The sequence below is a fragment of the Burkholderia sp. A9 genome, from assembly GCF_000801975.1.
On the sequence record NZ_JSZN01000007.1, the window covers coordinates 19,234 to 37,970 of the forward strand.

Consider the following 18,737-nt stretch of genomic DNA (forward strand, 5'->3'; position numbering starts at 1 on the left):
AGCTGGTGTTACGTTTGATGAGGAAGGCATTCGCGCCACCCTCAGAATCAGCGGCAATGCCGCGTACCTAAGCGACGGTGTTGGCCACACCGACGAACACATCGAGTACGGCCGGCCCGGGCGAGGCCCGAGAAATGATGTTCCCTCGCCCCGTCACCGCCAGACCGTTGCCCGGGATGGCATGGACATGACACACAGCGAGCCTTCAATGGTGACGGTAGTACGGAGCCGTTGTCCCGAGCTGTTCCTTGGCCTTCGCCAACTCGGCGCGAGCGATGGCGCGAAGGTGAACTTCGTCGGGGCCATCAAAGAAGCGCATTGCTCGCCCCCAGGACCAGAGGTAAGCCAGCGGCGTATCGGGTGTGATACCCATCGCGCCAAATACCTGAATCGCTCGATCAACGACGCGTGTCTGAAGCTGTGCCGCCACGAGCTTGATGGCCGAAACATCCAGGTGTGCGGACTTGTTGCCGTAGGTATCCATCTTCCAGGCCGCCTGCAGAACGAACAGGCGAGCTTGATCGATTTCGACGCGCGAATATGCAATCCAGTCCTGAATGTTGGCGAAGTCCGACAAGGTCTTGCCGAACGCGCGGCGCGAGAGCGCTCGCTCGCACATCAAGTCCAGCGCGACTTCACACTGACCAATCGTTCGCATGCAATGGTGGACTCGCCCCGGTCCCAAGCGGGCTTGCGCCAATGCGAACCCGCTGTTCTCTTCCCCAAGCAAGTTGGACACCGGCACGCGCAAGTTCTCGAACGCGATTTCGCAGTGCCCCTCTGGCAGATGGTGGCTCATGATCGGCACGTTGCGGACGATGCGCAAACCCGGGGTGTCCATAGGAACAAGGACCATCGAATGTCGGCGATGCTTGGCCGCGCCCGGATCGAAGTCGGTCACCCCCATCACGATAGCCAACTTGCAATTGGGGTGCATCGCGCCCGTGGTGAACCATTTTCGCCCGTTGATGACGTACTCGTCGCCCTCGCGCCTGATGGACGTCTGGATATTGGTCGCGTCTGACGAAGCCACATCCGGTTCAGTCATGGCGAAGCAGGAGCGGATAGTCCCCTCGAGAAGCGGAACCAGCCATCGATCCCGCTGCGCTGGATTCGCGAAGAGGTGCAGCAGCTCCATGTTGCCGGTGTCCGGGGCGTTACAGTTGAACACCTCGGATGCCCAGGGAACACGACCCATGATCTCGGCCAGCGGCGCGTATTGCATGTTGGTCAAGCGAGTACCCGGCTCGTTGTCGAGCAGACCCGGAAGAAACAAATTCCAGAGACCTGCGTCGCGCGCCTGCTGCTTGAGCGGTTCGACGATCTCCGTCGGGAAGCAGCCGGAATCGGCAATGCGCTGATACTCGTTGTCGAGAGGGAGTATCCGCTCATCCATGAACCGGCGCAGCGTATGCTGCATTTGCTGAACGTCTTCGGGAAGCTGGAAGTGCACGTCAGGCCCTCATTGAGTAATCGAATAGAAGCGCTCGTTTGCCGACGCCATCTCGCGGAGTTGCTGGCTGGGCTCGTAGGCCGGCCCCAGTGCGCTCAGCTCGTCGCAACGGCGCACCACTTCGGCAAGGCCCAGCCAGTCGGCATACTTGAGCGGGCCACCGGCATAGGCAGGGAAGCCGAGACCAAGTCGCATCGCCAGGTCTACTTCCGCCGCAGTTCCGACCACACCTTCGTGCAACGTTCGCGCTGCCTCGAGCACCATCGGGAGCATCATGCGGTCGACGATCTGTTCGCGAGTAAATTCCCGGCGCCCCTCGGATTGCAGCTGCGCAAGCAACGCGTGTGCGTCCGTTGAAGATGTACGTCGCGGCTTGCCGCCGGCCGCACTCGCCTCGTAGTGGTAAAAGCCCAGCCCGTTCTTTTGACCAAACCGACCATTACGCACCATCACTCGCAGCGCGTCGTCAGCGAACTCGGGCATGCGGTCCGCATAGCCGGCTGAAATGACATTGTTGACATGGCTACCCGTGTCCATACCAACCACATCCTCCAGATAGGCCGGCCCCATCGGCCAGCCGAAGGACTCCATAACCGTGTCGACCTGCTCGAAGTCCGCGCCGTCCGCAATCAGCTTCAGGAAACCCCGCATGTATGCGGTCAGCACCCGATTGACGAGAAACCCGGGGCAATCGCGTACGACAATGGCAGTTTTGCCCAGGGCAGTTGCGTAGGCCACTGCGGTCGCCACGGCCTGATCGGAGGTACGCGTGCCGCGCACGATTTCCACGAGCGACATCATCGGTACCGGATTGAAGAAATGCATGCCGACAAACCGGTCAGGACGCTTGAGCGGCGCCGCAATCTCGTCGATGCGGAGACTTGACGTGTTGGACGCCAGGATCGCCCCTTCTTTGAGCGCCAGCTCCAGATCCGCCAGAACCTTGCGCTTGATGTCCAGATTCTCGACGATCGCCTCGACCACGGCATCCGCCTGGCCGATTCCGGCAAGATCCAACTGAGGCTGGACAGCCGACAGAATCTCGAGGCTTGCGGACTCGCTCAGGCGCCCGGTCTTGACCTGACGACCGACTTGCTTTTGCGCCTCGGCCATGCCTTGGTCGAGCGCTCGCTGTTGCAGATCGCACATACGGACCGGGATCTTCCGCAGGGCATTGGTAATCGCTATTCCACCGCCCATGATCCCCGCGCCCAGCACCAACGCGCGAGACACTTTTTCCGCCCCTTTGGCGTAGTTTCGCGCGATCTTCTTGACAGCCTGTTCGCTCAGAAACGTCTGAACCATTGACGACGCAGCTTGAGTACGAGCGATTTCACCGAACACCTGCGCTTCCAAAGCCAAGGCGCCGGCACGGTCAAGGGCTGCTCCCCCAGCCATCATGTCGATTGCAGCCAGTGCAGCGGGTTGGTGCGGCGCGCCACGTTCGCCTGCAATCGCGCGAGCTTGCTCAAAAGCAGCCGCGACCTGCCCTGCCTCCATCGACAACGGCTTGCGCTTGCGATCCTGTAGCGCCTGCCAGGCTACTTCGTTGGCGATCGCCCGCTCAAGCAAATGGATCGCGCGAGACCGCAGTTCGTCCGGCACTGCAATCTCGTCCACAACGCCGGCGGCAAAGGCCGCAGCCGGCTTGGCAGGTTTGCCGCTGGCAACCCAGTCGCATGCCACCGCAGCCCCCGCAATGCGCACCAACCGGACCGTGCCTCCGAATCCGGGGAACAGGCCTAAATTCACCTCTGGCACACCGATCTGAGCCTCACTCGACATGACTCGCATTGCGCCGGTCAGCGCAAACTCGAGGCCACCGCCCAATGCGAAGCCATTAATTGCCACCACGGAAGGCACCGGCAGGTCTTCGAACTGGATGAATGCTTCATTGCTTCCCGCCACATCGGCGGCAATAGCCGCCGCAGGCTGAGCGAACTTGGCCCCGAATTCGGTGATATCCGCACCGACGATGAAAACGTCCTTCGCACTGGTTACCAGGACCCCGCGCAGGCTCGCCTGATTCAGCAGGTACTGGTTGGCCTGCCGCAATTCATCGATGGTCCTGCGGTCGAACTTGTTGATGGATTCGCCCTGACGATCGAAGCACAACTCGAAAATGCCGTTATCGCCCAGCGGCGAAACACGCAAGCTTTGCCCTTGAAACACGATGACTCCTACTGGCACCGACCAGAATGCAGTGAAGTCTAGAAGGCCATACGCGGGGCGCCCATCGTCGGAAGCGACGAATCAATGAGCGCCGGAATCGACGAACGTGCAGTAGTGGCAACGCAGGAGCGTCAAGGAGTTGAGGCTGCCCGGCATCCGTACGCTCAAAACAATACCTGGGCGACGCATCCGCCCTCCTCTGGTGTACAAAGCATGTTTTGCCCGAGAGGGAGGGCGACGCGGCTCCCGAACACGACCGACCTGAGCCTTGATGTCGCGACCAGCGCTTTACATCCGATGAGAGCGAATGAGGACGCAGGTGTCATGGGTATTCGTTGGCAAGCGAATCTCGCCACTATAATTCTTGGCCATCGTGTTCTACATCTGCAAGCCGCCGCTTCACCGCTTCGTTTCTGCATCTCGGATACACGCGTCAAATTCCAATGCATTCGTTGCGGGTCAGCGAGTTCGCCGATAGCGACGAGCCGTAGAGAACTCGTCTAGCCAAGGAAATGCCCCAATGGACCTCATACATAGCATGCGCGCTTTCGTGCGGGTAATTGAAACCGGCACGTTCACGAGGGCTGCGCAAACGCTGGAGCTGGCTACTGGGGCCGTTTCCCGTTCGGTCACTGAATTGGAGGCTCATCTTGGTGTGCAACTGATGATCCGCAGCACCCGCAAACTCTCGTTGACTGAGGCCGGCGAGCGGTTTCTCCCCCGTGCGCAGAAGATCCTCGCCGAAATTTATTCGGCAAAGCAAGACTTAATAACGGATCACGTTGACATCAATGGCACGCTGCACATTCAGAGCTTTGCGAGCATCGCGCAGCACTATATTCTTCCGGCGATCGCAAGCTACAGAGAATCTCACCCGAAGGTCAATTTCGAACTGAGCCTGGCCCAGGCGATGCCGGACTTTTACGACGGTAAGACGGATATGGCAGTGGTAGCTGTACACGCGCTGCCCGATTCAGAGAACTTCGCGACGAAGCTAGGCACGACATTCAGCGTCCTCTGTGCATCGCGATCCTATGTGGAGCGCCACGGTGAGCCGAAAACCCCGGATGAGCTGACGAACTACGATTGCCTTCTGCTCAGCATTCCGACTTTCGCGGAAAACCAGTGGCTGCTCGAGGGCCCGACTGGCAGAGTCACGAAAGAAGTTCGTGGTGCAGTGAAAGTCAACATCGCGGAATCGATGACCGTCGCGGTCCGTGAGGGGCTGGGAATTGGAATGCTTCCGGCACATTCCGTTCTCGACGGCCTACAGGATGGCTCGCTCGTTCGAATCTTGCCGGACCACGTACTTCAGAGCAAAGAGATATTCGCGGTCTTTCCGTCGCACCGATACATGGACAAGCGAACTCGCAAGTGGCTGGATTTTCTCAAAGTTCGCTTCCAGGACGCTCTAACAGCAGATCATGCTCGCCTGCAGACTCTAACGGGCATCGGTCGTCACGGGCTTGCTAGCCGGTCGTCAGCATTCGAAATGCGTTAAGCCTTGGAGGCCACGAGAAATTGGCCGGCTGCTGAGCGATGTCGCTACGCAGCCGGGCACTCGTTGGCACCGAGTCTTACTCCTGAATCAGGAATCGATTGCGATTCTTGGCATCCTTGATCCATGCCGGCGCGCGGCCACGGCCGGACCACGTCGCGCCCGTCTTGGGGTCCCGGTACTTGGCTTCCACTGGCGCCGCGACCTTCTTCGCCGCCACTCTGCCTCGCCGCCCTCCGAAGATGTCCTTTTCGGTAATGCCATACTCCGCAACCTTTGCACGGATATCCTCAACGACGGCTCGAAATTCGGCAGCACGCGCTGCTTCGGCCTTCGCGACCAAAGCTTCCACTTCAGCTTTCAGCTCTTTGTAAGTTGCCATGTAGTCCTCCACTTGTTATGCCGAGGACATCATAACTCGTTTGGCGGATTGAACTAACGTAGTCTCGATTCCGTGATTCATATGGACTGGGGATCGCTGTCACGGAATGCACGTGTTGCGCGTGATGTCACTTGATCAGTCTGGTCCTTTCCTGAATGCCTCATCTGGCAACACATCGACGCTTAATGCCAAAGCCACGTTGCAGAGCATGGCCGCCGCCACAGTCGAATGAAGGAAAATGGCGACACGCCCGAAGCGCTCCCCGGCCGGCAGGTCATGGTTGGTATGCTGCGGCGACGGACAAGGATTCGTAGTTGATTTCACCGGATATCGGGCGACTTTGATTCTCTCCGTCATCGACGCAGACGAAACTCGCTGCACTATCTGCATCGCCGATTCCTGTGTACTTCGGAAATTGTGGGTACTCGCACAGAGGGCCTGCGCTTGTTCAAGCTCGAATCCTACGTACGTTCGAAGTCGCGCTTGTGAACGATGGACGATTGCGATTGATGCGACTCGGCCTCGCTTGACTGGCTACTCTTTCGTAATGCTAAGGCAGCAAGAGACGCAATGATCCCGCCCGCAGCGAGCGGCATATACGCCCATCCCCAATGACGGGTCCAATCGAGTGTTGCCCCGAATGTCATGGGCGCGAACGCTCCAACGCCAAACCCCAGAATCGATCTGACGCCCATCACCCGTCCCAGATATGCAGCAGGCACCTCGTCAGTCATGGCGGCCGAAAGTACGCCCGAGTCGGCAAGAATGAAGAAACTGCCGGTTGAGGCCAAAGCGATCACCCAGCCAGGTCCCCATTGTTCTGACCAACCCATAAGCATGGAACACAACGCCCCCATTGCGCCAACGCAAATGAGTACGCGTGCTCGCCCCCATCGATCGGACAGCGCGCCGACTACTCCCGTGGCGACCATGCCAGACAGGTGTATTGTGCCGGCTACAATCAGGCTCGTCGTCATCGCTCCCAAGTTGCACGCACGAAGTGCGGTCGCCAGCAGGGTTGGCGTCCAGGCCCAACTTCCCAGCAGTTCCCAGCAGTGGGCGACATAGCCGACCAAAAGGCACAAGGAGGTCGTGCCAAACACGCTCCGCCAATTGATGGGCTCCGAAGATGCCGACACCTCGATACTGTGTCGTCGATTCTCCACGCCTTTGAGAGCGATCTGGCCAAATACGGCACCAGCCAATGCACCTATCGCGCAAATAGTGAACCCTGCCGCCGCACCGTAAGTAGTCGCGGCCCACATCGAAAGAAACACCGAAAGCAGATAACCCATCGATGCTGCAGCCAGAATCTGTCCCATCCCGCGACCACGCTCCGCCGCCGGACTCAGTTCCGCAACAAGGAGCAGCACCGGGGCGTAAGCCCCCCCTTGTGTCAGACCAACAAGCACGATCAGGGGCAACGCGGTATGAGGTGAACGGGCGAAAATCGCAAAGATCATCAACGCAGCAGCGCCCGCCCACGTACTGGCCAAGTACACACGTTTAGCGCCCAGACTATCCGAAAGCCACGCGGTAACGAGGAGTGCAAGTGCGTTGGAGAGATTGAACGCGGTCTGGATCGACCCAGCAGTTGCTGCGTCCATGTGCCACGCCGAGCGAAGTATTGGCAATGCTCCGGCAAATGCCATCGTACCCATGCACGTGCCGACACGACTGAGGCACAGAAGGAACTGACGATTCACGCCCACCTCCCGGTAGCGGTACATCTTGGTCGTACAAGGCGATATGCACGATGGCTAAACTGAAAACGAGACACGATAATCGTAAAAATGTTGAATTGCATGACCCATTGCGCATGGACAGGCTCGCGCATTAACGGTCGTGGGTGATGGCATATGCCATCGGAATACTGCTTTACGTTGCAAGCCGTTTCGCCGGCTCTCCGCCGTCACTTCAGTGAGGTTGCCTCCTCGAATTTCGACAACTTGTGATGCACATTCAGTTTGCGTCCCGGGCGGACTCGACACCGAGGTCGATAGTCCGCCCGCACATTCACGAACACCGGAACTCGGAGGCGAGATCTTAAACACACCAAGCTTCGGTTCGCGTCGTTGATAGCGTAACGTGTGTCGGTTTAAGCGTTACTGCTTTGAGCCGCTTTCAGAAAACCTTCACGCGTCTGCGGCAGCTTCATGCCCAGCAACGTGGCAGCGACCTGCGTGCGCAAAATCTGCGCGGTGCCACCTGCGATGGTGAACATGCGCGCATCCCGCACGTGCCGCTCCATCGGATTGTGACGGCCATACCCGGACGACCCGTAGAACTGTAGCGAGTCATTGGTGACCTTGTTGGCCGTTTCGGCCGCAAATATCTTCGCCCGCGCTGCCTTGTCGATATCCGGAAAGTCCACACCACTGGCGGCGGCCGAACGCAAAAGCAACCGTGCCGCCTCCAGCTGAGTCGACATGTCGGCAAGCATCCACTGCAGCCCCTGGAATTCGGCGATCGGTCGGCCAAACTGCTGCCTGGATTTGAGGTAAGCCATGCCTTCCTCGAAGGCGCCTTGAGCGATACCCAGGGCAACCGTTCCCGCGCCGACACGCTGGGCGTTGTAGGCCGTCATCAATGATGCGAAACCACGCTTCAGACCACCGGGAGGCATCACAAGCATCGACTTGTGTACCTTGAGGTCACGGAACTCGAGATGAGTTTCCGGAATGCCACGCACGCCCATGGCGTAAAGCCTGCGGCCAACGACGAGCTCAGCGGGTGTGTTGCCGTCTCGCACGCAGATGAATGCGCCGATACCCTGTTCGACACCGTCGTCGAATACCCGCGCGAAGATGAGGTGCAACTTCGAAACTCCGCCGCCGGTAATCCAGTACTTCTCCCCATTCAGGATGTAGTCATCCCCTTTCTTGTCAGCACGCGTCGTCATCTCGCTGGCGGCGCTGCCGGCATTAGGCTCCGAGATGCAGATCGCCGGCTTGTCCCCCGCCAGGACGAGATCGGCCGCCACCTTCAGTTGGGCCTCGGTACCGTACTTGGCAATGGCACCGATCGCGCCCATGTTTGCCTCGACGGTAATTCGGCCCATGGTCGCGCACGCCTTTGCCATCTCTTCAATGACGACCACGGTATCCAGGTACGAAAGACCGCGTCCGCCCAGACTCTTGGGCAGCGTCATGCCCATGAATCCTGCATCGCGCAGTGCTGCGACGTTGTCCCACGGATACTGTTCGGTGAGATCTGTATTCGCGGCAGTCGGAGCGAATACGGATTGCGCGAGCTCACGCGCTTGCGCCTGGAGATCCAGTTGTTCGGAAGTGAGGTCGTACATGGTGTCTCCTAAAACGTTTGATTGTTTTCAAGCCAATCCATCAGTACTTCTTCGGCATGCTCGTCGAGCCGCGGCGGAGGGCGCCTATAGCTCGGCGGTGTTGCAGACATCTTCAACGGGTTTGCGAGGAGGCGAATCTCCCCGTCCATCGCCCACTCGCACGGCATATGCAGCTCGGCACCGCGGGCCTTGACATGGGGGTCGGCGAACACGTCTTCCAGATTGTTCACCGGCCCGCACGGGACCCCGACAGCCTCGAGCTCTTGCAGCCACGTCACGCGATGCTTACTTCGCAGCGCTTTGTCCACGAGCTCACACAATTCCACTCGATGTCGGATCCGCATCGGGTTTGTCGCAAAGCGTTCATCGGACGCGAGCGCGTCAATTCCGGCGACCTCGCAAAACCGGCGGAACTGCGCGTCGTTTCCAACGGCGAGGATCATCGGCGCGTCTGCTGTCGAGAACACCTGGTATGGGACGATGTTCGGATGACCGTTCCCCAAGCGCGACGGCACTTGCCTGTCAGCCAGATAATTTGTTCCGGCATTGACGAGCCAGGAGATCTGCGTATCGAGAAGAGAAATGTCGATATGTTGCCCCTCCCCGGTTTGCTGACGATGGCGCAAAGCAGCCAGGATTCCGACAGTCGCATACATACCGGTCATGACATCGGCAATCCCGACGCCCACCTTCATCGGCTCCCCATCCGGGACGCCGGTAAGACTCATGATCCCGCCCATCCCCTGGATCAGAAAATCGTATCCGGGTCGGGGGGCGTACGGACCCGTTTGCCCGAAGCCAGTGACAGAGCAATAGATCAAGCGAGGATAGCGATCCTTGATTTGCTCGTATGCCAAGCCGTACTTGGCAAGGCCACCCACCTTGTAGTTCTCCACCAGCACATCTGCCTGTGCAATCAGCCGATGCACGAGTTCCCGACCCGAATCGGAACCGATGTCGATTGCGATTGATCGCTTGTTGCGATTGGCCGAGAGGTAATAGGCACTTTCATCGGTTTCCTCGCCGGACGTCCCACGCACATACGGCGGCCCCCATTTGCGCGTGTCGTCCCCCTCATCGGGCTTTTCGACTTTGACAACATCCGCGCCCAGATCTCCGAGAAGCTGAGCCGCGCTCGGCCCTGCCAGGATGCGGGACAGATCCAGGACCTTGATTCCTGCCAACGCCATCTTCTGATCCGCCGTCATGCAGCACCACCATTTGAGCGTTGCTCGGCAAGCGGGAAAATACAGCCAGCTGACCACTTGGAACCACGTGAAAAGACAACCCGATCCATCATCTTCCTCCTCACTCCAGTGACTTAGTTGATATCGTATAACTCACGTTTTACAAAGACAATTGAATCTAAATTCAACTGCATTCCGCAAGCCGGCCTTCGAGCGACGCGGCTCAGGCAACTGGCCACGCCGCCCACAAACTGGCGCTACTTAGCGTTCTGCAAGTGCTCTCGAGATACGGTCGATCGCCAAGTCCACCGTTTGCCGCGAACAGCCGAGATTTGCCCGCATGAAGCCGTGCCCCTCCACACCAAACTTGGGCCCCTTGTCGAGCCACACTTGTGCCTTGACGAGCATGAAGTTCTCCAGCTCTTCAGGCGTCATCCTCAAAGCACGGCAGTCCATCCACGCGAGGTAGAGCGAATCCATTTCAATCACTCGCACGCCCGCATCAAGTGCATTGATCCGATGGGCAAAGTGCTTCTGGTTCTGCGAAACATAGGGGATGAGTGCATCCACCCACTCCGCTCCGTGCGCGAAAGCGGCTTCCGTCGCGACCATTCCCAACAGATTGATGCGCGTGTTGTGGTTCCTGTCGATTGTTCGCACGACCTCATCGCGCTTGGCCTTGTCGGCAATGAACATATTTCCGCATTGCAATCCCGCCAGATTGAAAGTCTTGCTCGCGGACGTGCATGTGATGGTGTTATGAGCGAACCGAGAATCGAGCGACGCAAACGGCGTATGCTTCCTGCCTGCCGCAAGCACAAAATCGCAATGAATCTCATCGGCCAGCACAAGCACGCCATGCTTCAAACAAATTTCGCCCATGGTGCGCAGCTCATCCTCCGTCCACACATTCCCCGTGGGGTTGTGCGGGTTCGAGAGGATGAAAACCTTGGTGTTTTCGCGAATCGCGTCCTCGAACACCTTTGCGTCAAAGCGGTATCGCACTCCATCGAACTGCAACGGTGCCGCGGCAACGTGACGACCATTGATCACGACGTCATTGTGAAAGTGGACGTATACCGGCGGCTGGATCAACACTGAGTCGCCAGGCTGCGAGAATGCCTGTACGACGATCTTGATCGCGGCAACGACGCTGGCGACAGGCACCACCCACTCCGAACGGACATCCCAACCGAAGCGCTTTTGCTGCCATCCGGTCACTGCATCGAGGTAACCCTTCGTCGGCCCGGCAGGATAGCCATAGACACCGTGCGACACCGCTTCGTACAGCGCCTCGTTCACGGCAGGCGGCGACTTGAAATCCATGTCGGCAACCCACATCGGCAATGGCTTGGCTCGTGCCTGCTCAGCGCTCATGAAACCGGCCGGGTCGCCCCACTTCATTGAATTGCTTCGACTGCGGTCCACAACGGTATCGAAGTCAAATCGAGGCTTGTCAGCCGGGGACATATTCGTAACTTGAGTCATAACCTTCAACCTCATTCGGTCTTTTCTAACCTGCAATCCCGCGACGGAGTCAGTAGCCCATCGCCTTGAGTACGGGTGACAGGCTCACAACGACACCAAACAAAAACACGAACAACACGCGGTGAGATCGGTACTTTCTAAGTGCGGGCACCTTGCACACAAGCACACAGGGAATGATGAATGACGCGATGCCGTAGATAGGAGATGCAAGCTGTTGCAACAGCAGAATCGAGAAACGCGTCTGCACCCAGAGCCACAAACCGAGCACGATGAATACACACACGCAAACGGATACCACGCGGGAGTCAATACGTTCTTGCGGAACGAAGCGCGTGATGATGTTCATCACGACACCTTTGATCGATTCCTCGAAACCCAGGTAGATCCCGAGAAAGGCGGTGAGAATCGCGAACACGTTGAGAGCCGTCGTCATGTACAGCACGCCGCTCCCAGGCATGACGCTACCAGCCAATGCCAGGGCCGAAATGTTCTGCGCCTTGGCCGACAAGGCCTGTTCGTGCGAAATGGAAAACGAAAACGAAGTAGCAAAGAAGAGAACCGCGACAACGAGTACCGCGTATGCGATACGGCTAGCTCGAATAGCTCGGTACGTTGCAACCCGCGGATCTTTCTCTACCCGACGGAACGCAACGTTCATCGGGCTGAGGATCTGTACGAACAGAATAGAGAACAGAGTGAACGGAACGGTCAAGATAGTGTCCACGACGAAGCGCTTGAGATCTGGCAATGGCGGTAAGTTCGCGCGGATATCCCAATGGGGAATCATCACCACGCCGAGAAGGACAATCACGCCGAGCTTGAAGATCACCAGCGGGCCGGACACCTTGAAGATCAACTTCTCGCCCTGTGCCGCGATCAGCACCAAGCCGCACAGAATTGCCAGCGAGAACAGTGGGCTGTCGGAAAGCAATCCCGTCGTTACACCGAAGCTTTGCAGGTACTTGGCCGTGTCAAAGGTGACTGCCAGCGAGTACGTGAGCATGCCTTTGACAAGCATGAGGAAATACACGATGGCGAGGACGATGCCCCAGTTCTTGCCGAAGTACTGCGAGATGATTCCCGCATAGTTCTCGCATTCGACACTTTCAGACAGGGTCTGCAAGTACAGCTTCTGCATCATGTACAACGCCGGATATGCGAGCGCCACCGATGCCGCAAACACCCACACACCGGTGATTCCAACCTGAACCGGCAGAAAGACGATGCCGGCGCCAATCGCCATACCGATGCACAGGATGACCCACCCCATGTCATATCGGGTGAACGGTATCTTGCCAGCGGACTCAACCGACAATCCCAAATCAGCTAAAGCACTCAATGTTGTCTCCTTTGTTCATAAGCGTGGCAACGCATGCAGAGCATCTCCACGGTCAGCATGTCTTATTATTTCTTCGAGGCAGGCTCCACACACCTGCAGTCAAACCTGGCTAAACGCCGTTTCGTTCCGACAGCCGAATTGCCAGCATTTCGCCGATAGCGCATGTGACGCCATTCGCTGTCAATGCCAGGTCGATCCATGCTTTGCGCCCTTCCAGAGAACGAAGCTTACCGGTCACGACGAGTTCGACTCCGAGAGGAGTGGGCTGCTTGAAGTCGACCTTCAGCGAGGCCGTCACGAAACGAATTGGCTGCGGCCCCTCGCCGATCTCACGCCCCTCGCGCTGATAGGCGAACGCTGCGGCCGACGCAGCGCCGTGACAGTCGAGTAGCGACGCAATCATCCCGCCGTAAACGTGATCCGGAACGCCCCCGCTGTATTGGGCTTCAGGCGTGAACCTGGCAACTGTCTGGTCGCCCACGAGGTGGCTCTTCAGGTGATGGCCGTGCTGGTTTTGAGGTCCGCAACCATAGCAGTGAGCAAACTCCGGGGAGTACAAGTCCTGTATTGCGCATGTAGACATCTGTCCGCCTCCATTTTTTGAATTTGAGACTCCGGCAGCCGCCAAAAGACCATTTACATGGTGCTGGCTGTTTGAGGATCTTGTAGTTATCGTATATTTCATCAAATTCATGAACAATTGAATTTCAGATCAAGTCATACGATTGAACGGAGGCTCAGTGATTGCCCATCGCTGCTGCACCTACCCCCGGAGTTCTTGCTTTGTCCACGCCCCACCGAGCTACCGCTCGACTGCTGGCCTCGTTCGGCACGGAACATGTGCTCGATCATTCACGCAGGCAAATGCATGCATCGCCTCCGACTTGCAAGCGAGCGGATCCGCAAATAGGATTCATATATTCGCAAATGACTTGAAGGCAGGTTCAATGGCGCGTCGATCAGGCATAACGTCCCCCACCCTCAGGCAGCTCGAGCTTCTGCTCGCCCTCACTTCCTCTGACGGAATAGCCGGCGCTGGAGCGAAGCTCGGCATGTCGCCATCGGCTACCAGTCACGCGTTGCGCGCACTGGAGACCGCACTCGGTACGGAATTGATCGATCGAAATGCCTCTGGCGTCGCGCTGACCTATACGGGAGAACACGTTCTCCCACACGTGCGCGATGTCTTTGCGTCCCTACAGTTGGTTCAGGCGACGGCGCTGGCTGGTGCAGAACTGAAGACCGGTTTGCTACGTTTGGGTTCGTTTGGTGCGAGCGCCACGACCAGGGTTCTTCCGGCACTGATAGAACGCTTCAAGGCCCGATATCCCGGCGTCGACGTCATAGTTACGGAGAAACCAGATGAACAAACGTCACGAGATTTGATCGAGCGGCGGCTCGAGCTCGCTGCAGTCACGCTTCCAAAGTCAGACTTCGATTCGCAAACGCTCGCTGTTGATGAACTCGTAGCAGTCTTGCCTTCCGACCACCGTCTGGCAAAGCTGGAGGTCGTACCGCTCAAGGAACTGACAGCGGACCCTTTCATCCTGACTCGCGCCGGTTCACAGGCGCTGGTCACAAAGCTGTTCGCGAGGAACAACCTACATCCGCGGGTGGCCTACGAACTTCTTCAGTTGATGTCGATACTCGAGTTGGTCGCAAGCGGAAAGGGGGTCTCTGTTCTCGCGAAGCTCGCACTTCCAGACCAGTACAACGGCACGGTCTTCCGCCCTATTTCGCCAAGCACTTCGCGGCGTATCGGTTTGGTATGCCTGAATGAGGGCCGCCTTTCACCGGTCGCTCGAGCGTTTTGGCAGGAGACTCATCGGCATCAAGCGAGCCTCAAGTCGTCGACTCGCTCATAATTCGGCAGGACAACGAGAGCGGCGCAGAGGTCGCCTAATGATTGAAATCAGATTCAATTGCTCGTGACGATCGGTTAGAGAAAAATCTCTCAACGCCCAACGCCCCGTCACGATGCCAAATGCACAGCTTGCCGAAGAGCTCGGGGGTGGCCGCGACAACATCCAACATCCGGAGACACCTGATGCCAGTTTCATCTCCTCGCTTCAATCGCTTCGTCCACGACTTTACGCAGCTCGTTGACAACTTCTCGGGCGACGAGCATCAAATCTTGAGCACGGGCCGAGAACTCCTTGCCGACATCGTCCGCCACGATGACTGGCTTCCGGACGAATACGCACAGCCGCATCCTCAGTACTATCAACAGTACCTGCTCCATGCGGACCCGGCCGACCGTTTCTCAGTGGTCAGTTTCGTTTGGGGGCCTGGCCAGAAGACCCCGATCCACAACCACACGGTCTGGGCACTCATCGGCATACTGCGAGGCGGAGAGCGAGCAGAGTCATTCGAACTGGGTCTGCCGAACCAGCCCATGCGATCACTCGGGGTCGACTATCTCGAGCCAGGCGTCGTCGAAAGCATTTCACCGCTCACGGGCGATATTCACCGAGTCTCTAACATGTATGAGGATCGCGTCTCGATCAGCGTCCATATCTACGGGGGAAACATCGGGAGGATTTCGCGTCACGTCTTCGATCCTGAAACGAGTGCGCTCAAACAGTTCGTTTCCGGTTACTCCAACGAAGGCGAGCTTTCACGGCAAGCAGTGAGTAATTCGTAAGTACCTGATGGGGTCATCGCGGGTCAGCACTTTAGGCTGCAAGATGAGATCCGCAACGAATGGCCCCTCGCAACCCGTATCGAGCAAACCTTCGAATCGCGATGTGGGCAGCATGCTGTCGACACTACGCGGACGCGTCAGATGCGGGCTAGGCCCGCGGTTGCCATGAATGCGGCCTCGTCGTTAGCCTATCGACCGTGCAAGACACCGCAAAACACAAGGGTATGGCATGCCGTCGGACAGCGGGCGTCATGCCATATTTGTTCCTGTAGTGTGGGGAGACCATCTCACCAAGGAATATAGCCATCCGCGTTGGAGAAAGTGCCAGTCGGTCCATTCGCATCAAGGAGTGCCAAGCGGACCGGCTCCCGTGCTGCATCCTCAACCGAACCCGCCCCTTCAGCAAAATTACTCAGATCCGTTGCGGTAAAGCCCGGACATGCTGCGTTGACCTTGATGCCCGCCGCTTCCAGCTCAATCGCAAACGCTTGAGTGATTGCGTTGAGCGCGGTCTTCGACGCATGATATACCCCGACTTGGCCGCGAAATGGGTTTGATGGATCACCCTTCAATCCAAGTGAGCCAGTAGCGCTCGATATGTTGACGACACGTGCGGCCGATGATTTGCGAAGAAGTGGCAGCATCGCCTGCGTTACAGCAACAACCCCAAACACGTTTGTCTCAAATACGATACGCAGATCGTCGGCAGCGATGCGGCTTAACCTGCCCAACTGAACAACCTCTTCCAGACGAGTCCCCGGCTTTGCCGGGTTCGAAATCCCTGCGTTATTGACCAACACATCAAGGCGTCCGAGCGTCTCGTCAATTTGCTTGACCGCTGCGAAAATCGACGCCCGATCGGTTACATCAAGATGGATGGCTTGAGCGTCTTGCCCGACGCTTCTCGCCGCGATCGTGCCCAAATCTAGGTTGCGTGCCCCGACAAGCACCTTAAACCCCTTCGATGCCAGATCCTTGGCGATCTGAAGACCGATCCCTTTGTTTGCGCCAGTAACGAGTGCGACAGGTCTGCTATGCATGTTTGCCCCCTTCGAAACGATGATCGGCATCGACGAGCGCGGCCACATTCACAACCGGAACATCGATCCGGTTTCCGACTATACGGAACAGCGCTCCGTTTATCAAGGGGCGATTTGCGTGTCCAAGTAGTCAGCCATTGAAAGGCGTGCAGCATATCTATACGCCAGGGGCGGCAGCTATCGATGCGACCCAACCGGCTATGAGACAGCATTCGACTATGTTGGAGTCGGCATCCGTATGCGAGGCCACCGTGAGGATGAGATGCCCCGGGGTGCTCGCAAACATTTGGATGAAGTGAGCTTGAGCGTGACTGCTTGCTCACCGAGGTCAGGCATGGTCCTGCACAAAATTGGCGATTACCATTTTGCAGTTCCTGGATCTATCACCCCGCTACTCTCACCCTCTCGCCAGAGCCATTTCACGAGGTCGCCCCGCAACTCAGCCTGGGCGGTGGCGCAAGCCATCCATAAACATTCCAACCATGCGTTGCGGATCAATGGGTTCACCACAATGAGATGGCACACACAGCATTGCAACAGCATGGAGGAGTTCACTCGCCTTCACGCCAGCACGAATCTCCCCGGCTTCTGCAGCGGCATCCAGCAAGCCTTGAACGACCGGTCGTAAGCGCTCGTAGAAATGCGCCGGCAAACCCTCAAGAGTTGGGTCGCCCGAGTTCAGGGCTTCTGCAAGCCCACGATGGGCGTCGATGAAATCGACATAATTCTCGACCCATTGCGCAAGCGCATCGGCGGGCGGGTAGTTGGCCGCCAACACGGACACCGTATCAACGCACTCATCAACCTCTTTGCGAAACACCGAAACGACGAGGTCGGCCCGCGTCGGAAAATGGCGATAGAGCGTGCCGACACCGACCCCCGCACTCTCAGCGATCTCGCGCACGGATACATCCACTCCCGAACGGGTGAAGCTCTTCGCGGCGGTGCGGAGAATGGAGTCGATATTCCGCTGCGCATCGGCCCGGACGTGACGCCGGGCCTCCACGATCGTCGCGGCACTCTTCAATCTCTTGTCGTTATCTGCCAATTTTTCCCCTTGATATGCGGAGCAGTGTTCCGCATACTGCAATCGGAACCGCGCTCCACATATAGCGCGAGCGGGTGACTTTGTCCACTCTTTGAAGATTGAGTATGCGCAACAACCCCGTTGCCCTCGTTACTGGCGCAAACAAAGGGATCGGTCTTCAGATCGCCAAAGACCTTGCCAAGAACGGATTCACCGTATTACTCGGCTCGCACCGGCTTGAGGCTGGCAATGTCGTCGTGAAGAGCGTCGGCGCCGATGCCGACGCAGTTCACCTCGACGTTACTGACCCGGAGTCCATCGCAGTCACTGCAAGATATAGCTACGACCATTGACAGCGGCATTACCTCGACTGGAGCATGCCCTCGCTACTCGGTGAGCCTGCGATACGCACTCAAGTGGCGTATGAGGCCCTGCCGGTCGCCGCGCATCTCGAGAAGAATTGCGAGATTGTGATGTGCGTCTGCATATGATGGGTCGAGTTCCAGGCATCGCTCATAGCTTCGCTCCGCATCGTCTTTTCGGCCGAGTTCTTCGAATGCAACGGCCCGATTGAAATGCAGGGCTGCGTCATCGGGGAAGTGGGCTATCGCCTCATCGAATACCTGTAACGCGTCTTCACTTCGTACCTCGAGTTCGCATAGCAACGCACCCAGATCGACATAGGCGGCGTAGAACGGCCCTGGCGAGAGCGTCAGGGCCTTCCTATATGCCTGCTCGGCTCCCTTCACATCGGATGTTCTGAGTTGCTCGCCGAGTTCGTACCACTCCTCTGCCTCGTGCGCCAGGTCCTTTTGCGCCGGTGTGTTGTCGAGAAATACTACGTCGCCTTTGATTTCAGCGACCTCGAAATCCAGGAGGAGTTGGCCGGTAATCACATCCCACTGCGAGGGTCCCGTCCGTACTGCGACATCGTTACCCACTGCGGATACCCGAATGCCTGTCAGTGGCAACTCGTCTGGCAATGCCTCTCTCAATCGTGAGAGAGCCATGATAATTTTCCGAGGCGGGATTCTAGCAGTGCGCAACTGCAGTGCAGTTCGCAGCAGGACGACATCCTGGAAGGTAAAGCGATATCCGTTTCGCGCCCCGCGCCTGGGGGTCACGAACCCCGCTGCTACCAGGCTGGAAACCACGCGGCGAGAAACGCCCAGCATGGATTGCAAGTCCCGCATCGAAATCGCG

Annotated in this window: 17 protein-coding genes; 4 read left to right on the forward strand and 13 right to left on the reverse strand. The window is 57.8% G+C overall.

Translation table 11 applies throughout. The features are described 5' to 3' along the window. Positions 1 to 205: 205 nt before the first annotated feature. Positions 206 to 1,453 carry an acyl-CoA dehydrogenase family protein gene (locus PI86_RS03885; RefSeq protein ID WP_268745856.1) on the reverse strand — a complete coding sequence of 416 codons (1,248 nt, stop codon included), beginning with the start codon at positions 1,451 to 1,453 and terminating at the stop codon, positions 206 to 208. Between the two features lie 9 nt (positions 1,454 to 1,462). Then, a complete protein-coding gene (gene fadB, locus PI86_RS03890) occupies positions 1,463 to 3,625 on the reverse strand; it encodes a fatty acid oxidation complex subunit alpha FadB (RefSeq protein WP_039318912.1) in 2,163 nt (720 codons plus the stop codon). A 520-nt stretch (positions 3,626 to 4,145) separates the two neighbouring features. On the opposite strand from fadB, the gene PI86_RS03895 reads away from it, so the two are divergent. Continuing rightward, entirely contained in the window at positions 4,146 to 5,126 is a 981-nt protein-coding gene (locus PI86_RS03895; RefSeq protein WP_052319362.1) for a LysR family transcriptional regulator, read from the forward strand. Between the two features lie 76 nt (positions 5,127 to 5,202). Here the strand turns inward: PI86_RS03895 and PI86_RS03900 are convergent, their stop codons facing one another. The 8 genes from PI86_RS03900 to PI86_RS03930 all read right to left on the reverse strand — a co-directional run bounded on the left by PI86_RS03900 (position 5,203) and on the right by PI86_RS03930 (position 13,304). After that, positions 5,203 to 5,505, reverse strand: coding sequence for an H-NS histone family protein (locus tag PI86_RS03900; protein WP_039319355.1), 303 nt, complete (start codon positions 5,503 to 5,505; stop codon positions 5,203 to 5,205). A 135-nt stretch (positions 5,506 to 5,640) separates the two neighbouring features. Next, positions 5,641 to 5,895 carry a hypothetical protein gene (locus PI86_RS17275; RefSeq protein ID WP_161792351.1) on the reverse strand — a complete coding sequence of 85 codons (255 nt, stop codon included), beginning with the start codon at positions 5,893 to 5,895 and terminating at the stop codon, positions 5,641 to 5,643. Positions 5,896 to 5,966: 71 nt separating this feature from the next. Further along, positions 5,967 to 7,235 (reverse strand): MFS transporter, encoded by a 1,269-nt coding sequence (locus tag PI86_RS03905; protein WP_162835530.1) that lies wholly within the window; start codon positions 7,233 to 7,235, stop codon positions 5,967 to 5,969. Positions 7,236 to 7,603: 368 nt separating this feature from the next. Continuing rightward, positions 7,604 to 8,809 carry a 3-sulfinopropanoyl-CoA desulfinase gene (gene acdA, locus PI86_RS03910; protein ID WP_039318914.1) on the reverse strand — a complete coding sequence of 402 codons (1,206 nt, stop codon included), beginning with the start codon at positions 8,807 to 8,809 and terminating at the stop codon, positions 7,604 to 7,606. 8 nt (positions 8,810 to 8,817) lie between these two features. Continuing rightward, on the reverse strand, positions 8,818 to 10,017 hold the full coding sequence (locus PI86_RS03915) for a CaiB/BaiF CoA transferase family protein (protein WP_039318917.1): 1,200 nt from the start codon (positions 10,015 to 10,017) through the stop codon (positions 8,818 to 8,820). 240 nt (positions 10,018 to 10,257) lie between these two features. After that, a complete protein-coding gene (locus PI86_RS03920; RefSeq protein ID WP_039318919.1) occupies positions 10,258 to 11,499 on the reverse strand; it encodes a MalY/PatB family protein in 1,242 nt (413 codons plus the stop codon). Positions 11,500 to 11,533: 34 nt separating this feature from the next. Further along, positions 11,534 to 12,823, reverse strand: a complete 1,290-nt coding sequence (locus PI86_RS03925) for an amino acid permease (protein ID WP_052319363.1) — start codon at positions 12,821 to 12,823, stop codon at positions 11,534 to 11,536. 109 nt (positions 12,824 to 12,932) lie between these two features. Continuing rightward, positions 12,933 to 13,304: a PaaI family thioesterase gene (locus tag PI86_RS03930; protein WP_326929217.1), complete on the reverse strand. Its 372-nt coding sequence runs from the start codon at positions 13,302 to 13,304 to the stop codon at positions 12,933 to 12,935. A gap of 451 nt (positions 13,305 to 13,755) precedes the next feature. On the opposite strand from PI86_RS03930, the gene PI86_RS03935 reads away from it, so the two are divergent. Continuing rightward, positions 13,756 to 14,688, forward strand: coding sequence for a LysR family transcriptional regulator (locus tag PI86_RS03935; protein WP_326929218.1), 933 nt, complete (start codon positions 13,756 to 13,758; stop codon positions 14,686 to 14,688). A 182-nt stretch (positions 14,689 to 14,870) separates the two neighbouring features. Further along, positions 14,871 to 15,467: a cysteine dioxygenase gene (locus tag PI86_RS03940; protein WP_039319361.1), complete on the forward strand. Its 597-nt coding sequence runs from the start codon at positions 14,871 to 14,873 to the stop codon at positions 15,465 to 15,467. 287 nt (positions 15,468 to 15,754) lie between these two features. On the opposite strand, the gene PI86_RS16005 is transcribed toward PI86_RS03940, so the two are convergent. Then, on the reverse strand, positions 15,755 to 16,507 hold the full coding sequence (locus tag PI86_RS16005; protein ID WP_082012129.1) for an SDR family NAD(P)-dependent oxidoreductase: 753 nt from the start codon (positions 16,505 to 16,507) through the stop codon (positions 15,755 to 15,757). 439 nt (positions 16,508 to 16,946) lie between these two features. Continuing rightward, positions 16,947 to 17,555 carry a TetR/AcrR family transcriptional regulator gene (locus PI86_RS03945; RefSeq protein ID WP_082012130.1) on the reverse strand — a complete coding sequence of 203 codons (609 nt, stop codon included), beginning with the start codon at positions 17,553 to 17,555 and terminating at the stop codon, positions 16,947 to 16,949. A 104-nt stretch (positions 17,556 to 17,659) separates the two neighbouring features. On the opposite strand from PI86_RS03945, the gene PI86_RS03950 reads away from it, so the two are divergent. Then, positions 17,660 to 17,887, forward strand: coding sequence for an SDR family NAD(P)-dependent oxidoreductase (locus PI86_RS03950; RefSeq protein WP_039318931.1), 228 nt, complete (start codon positions 17,660 to 17,662; stop codon positions 17,885 to 17,887). A 33-nt stretch (positions 17,888 to 17,920) separates the two neighbouring features. Here the strand turns inward: PI86_RS03950 and PI86_RS03955 are convergent, their stop codons facing one another. Next, the gene (locus PI86_RS03955) at positions 17,921 to 18,727 is read right to left on the reverse strand and encodes a tetratricopeptide repeat protein (RefSeq protein ID WP_152608048.1); all 807 of its coding nucleotides are present in this window, start codon (positions 18,725 to 18,727) and stop codon (positions 17,921 to 17,923) included. Positions 18,728 to 18,737 lie beyond the last annotated feature (10 nt).

Bases quoted from the DNA above. Each gene is read 5' to 3' on its own strand.
- PI86_RS03940 (WP_039319361.1), top strand. From the start codon at position 14,871: ATGCCAGTTTCATCTCCTCGCTTCAATCGCTTCGTCCACGACTTTACG.
- PI86_RS03895 (WP_052319362.1), top strand. From the start codon at position 4,146: ATGGACCTCATACATAGCATGCGCGCTTTCGTGCGGGTAATTGAAACC.
- acdA (WP_039318914.1), bottom strand. From the start codon at position 8,809: ATGTACGACCTCACTTCCGAACAACTGGATCTCCAGGCGCAAGCGCGT.
- PI86_RS03900 (WP_039319355.1), bottom strand. From the start codon at position 5,505: ATGGCAACTTACAAAGAGCTGAAAGCTGAAGTGGAAGCTTTGGTCGCG.
- PI86_RS17275 (WP_161792351.1), bottom strand. From the start codon at position 5,895: ATGCAGATAGTGCAGCGAGTTTCGTCTGCGTCGATGACGGAGAGAATC.
- PI86_RS03920 (WP_039318919.1), bottom strand. From the start codon at position 11,499: ATGAGGTTGAAGGTTATGACTCAAGTTACGAATATGTCCCCGGCTGAC.
- PI86_RS03950 (WP_039318931.1), top strand. From the start codon at position 17,660: ATGCGCAACAACCCCGTTGCCCTCGTTACTGGCGCAAACAAAGGGATC.
- PI86_RS16005 (WP_082012129.1), bottom strand. From the start codon at position 16,507: ATGCATAGCAGACCTGTCGCACTCGTTACTGGCGCAAACAAAGGGATC.
- PI86_RS03915 (WP_039318917.1), bottom strand. From the start codon at position 10,017: ATGACGGCGGATCAGAAGATGGCGTTGGCAGGAATCAAGGTCCTGGAT.
- PI86_RS03955 (WP_152608048.1), bottom strand. From the start codon at position 18,727: ATGCGGGACTTGCAATCCATGCTGGGCGTTTCTCGCCGCGTGGTTTCC.
- PI86_RS03905 (WP_162835530.1), bottom strand. From the start codon at position 7,235: ATGTACCGCTACCGGGAGGTGGGCGTGAATCGTCAGTTCCTTCTGTGC.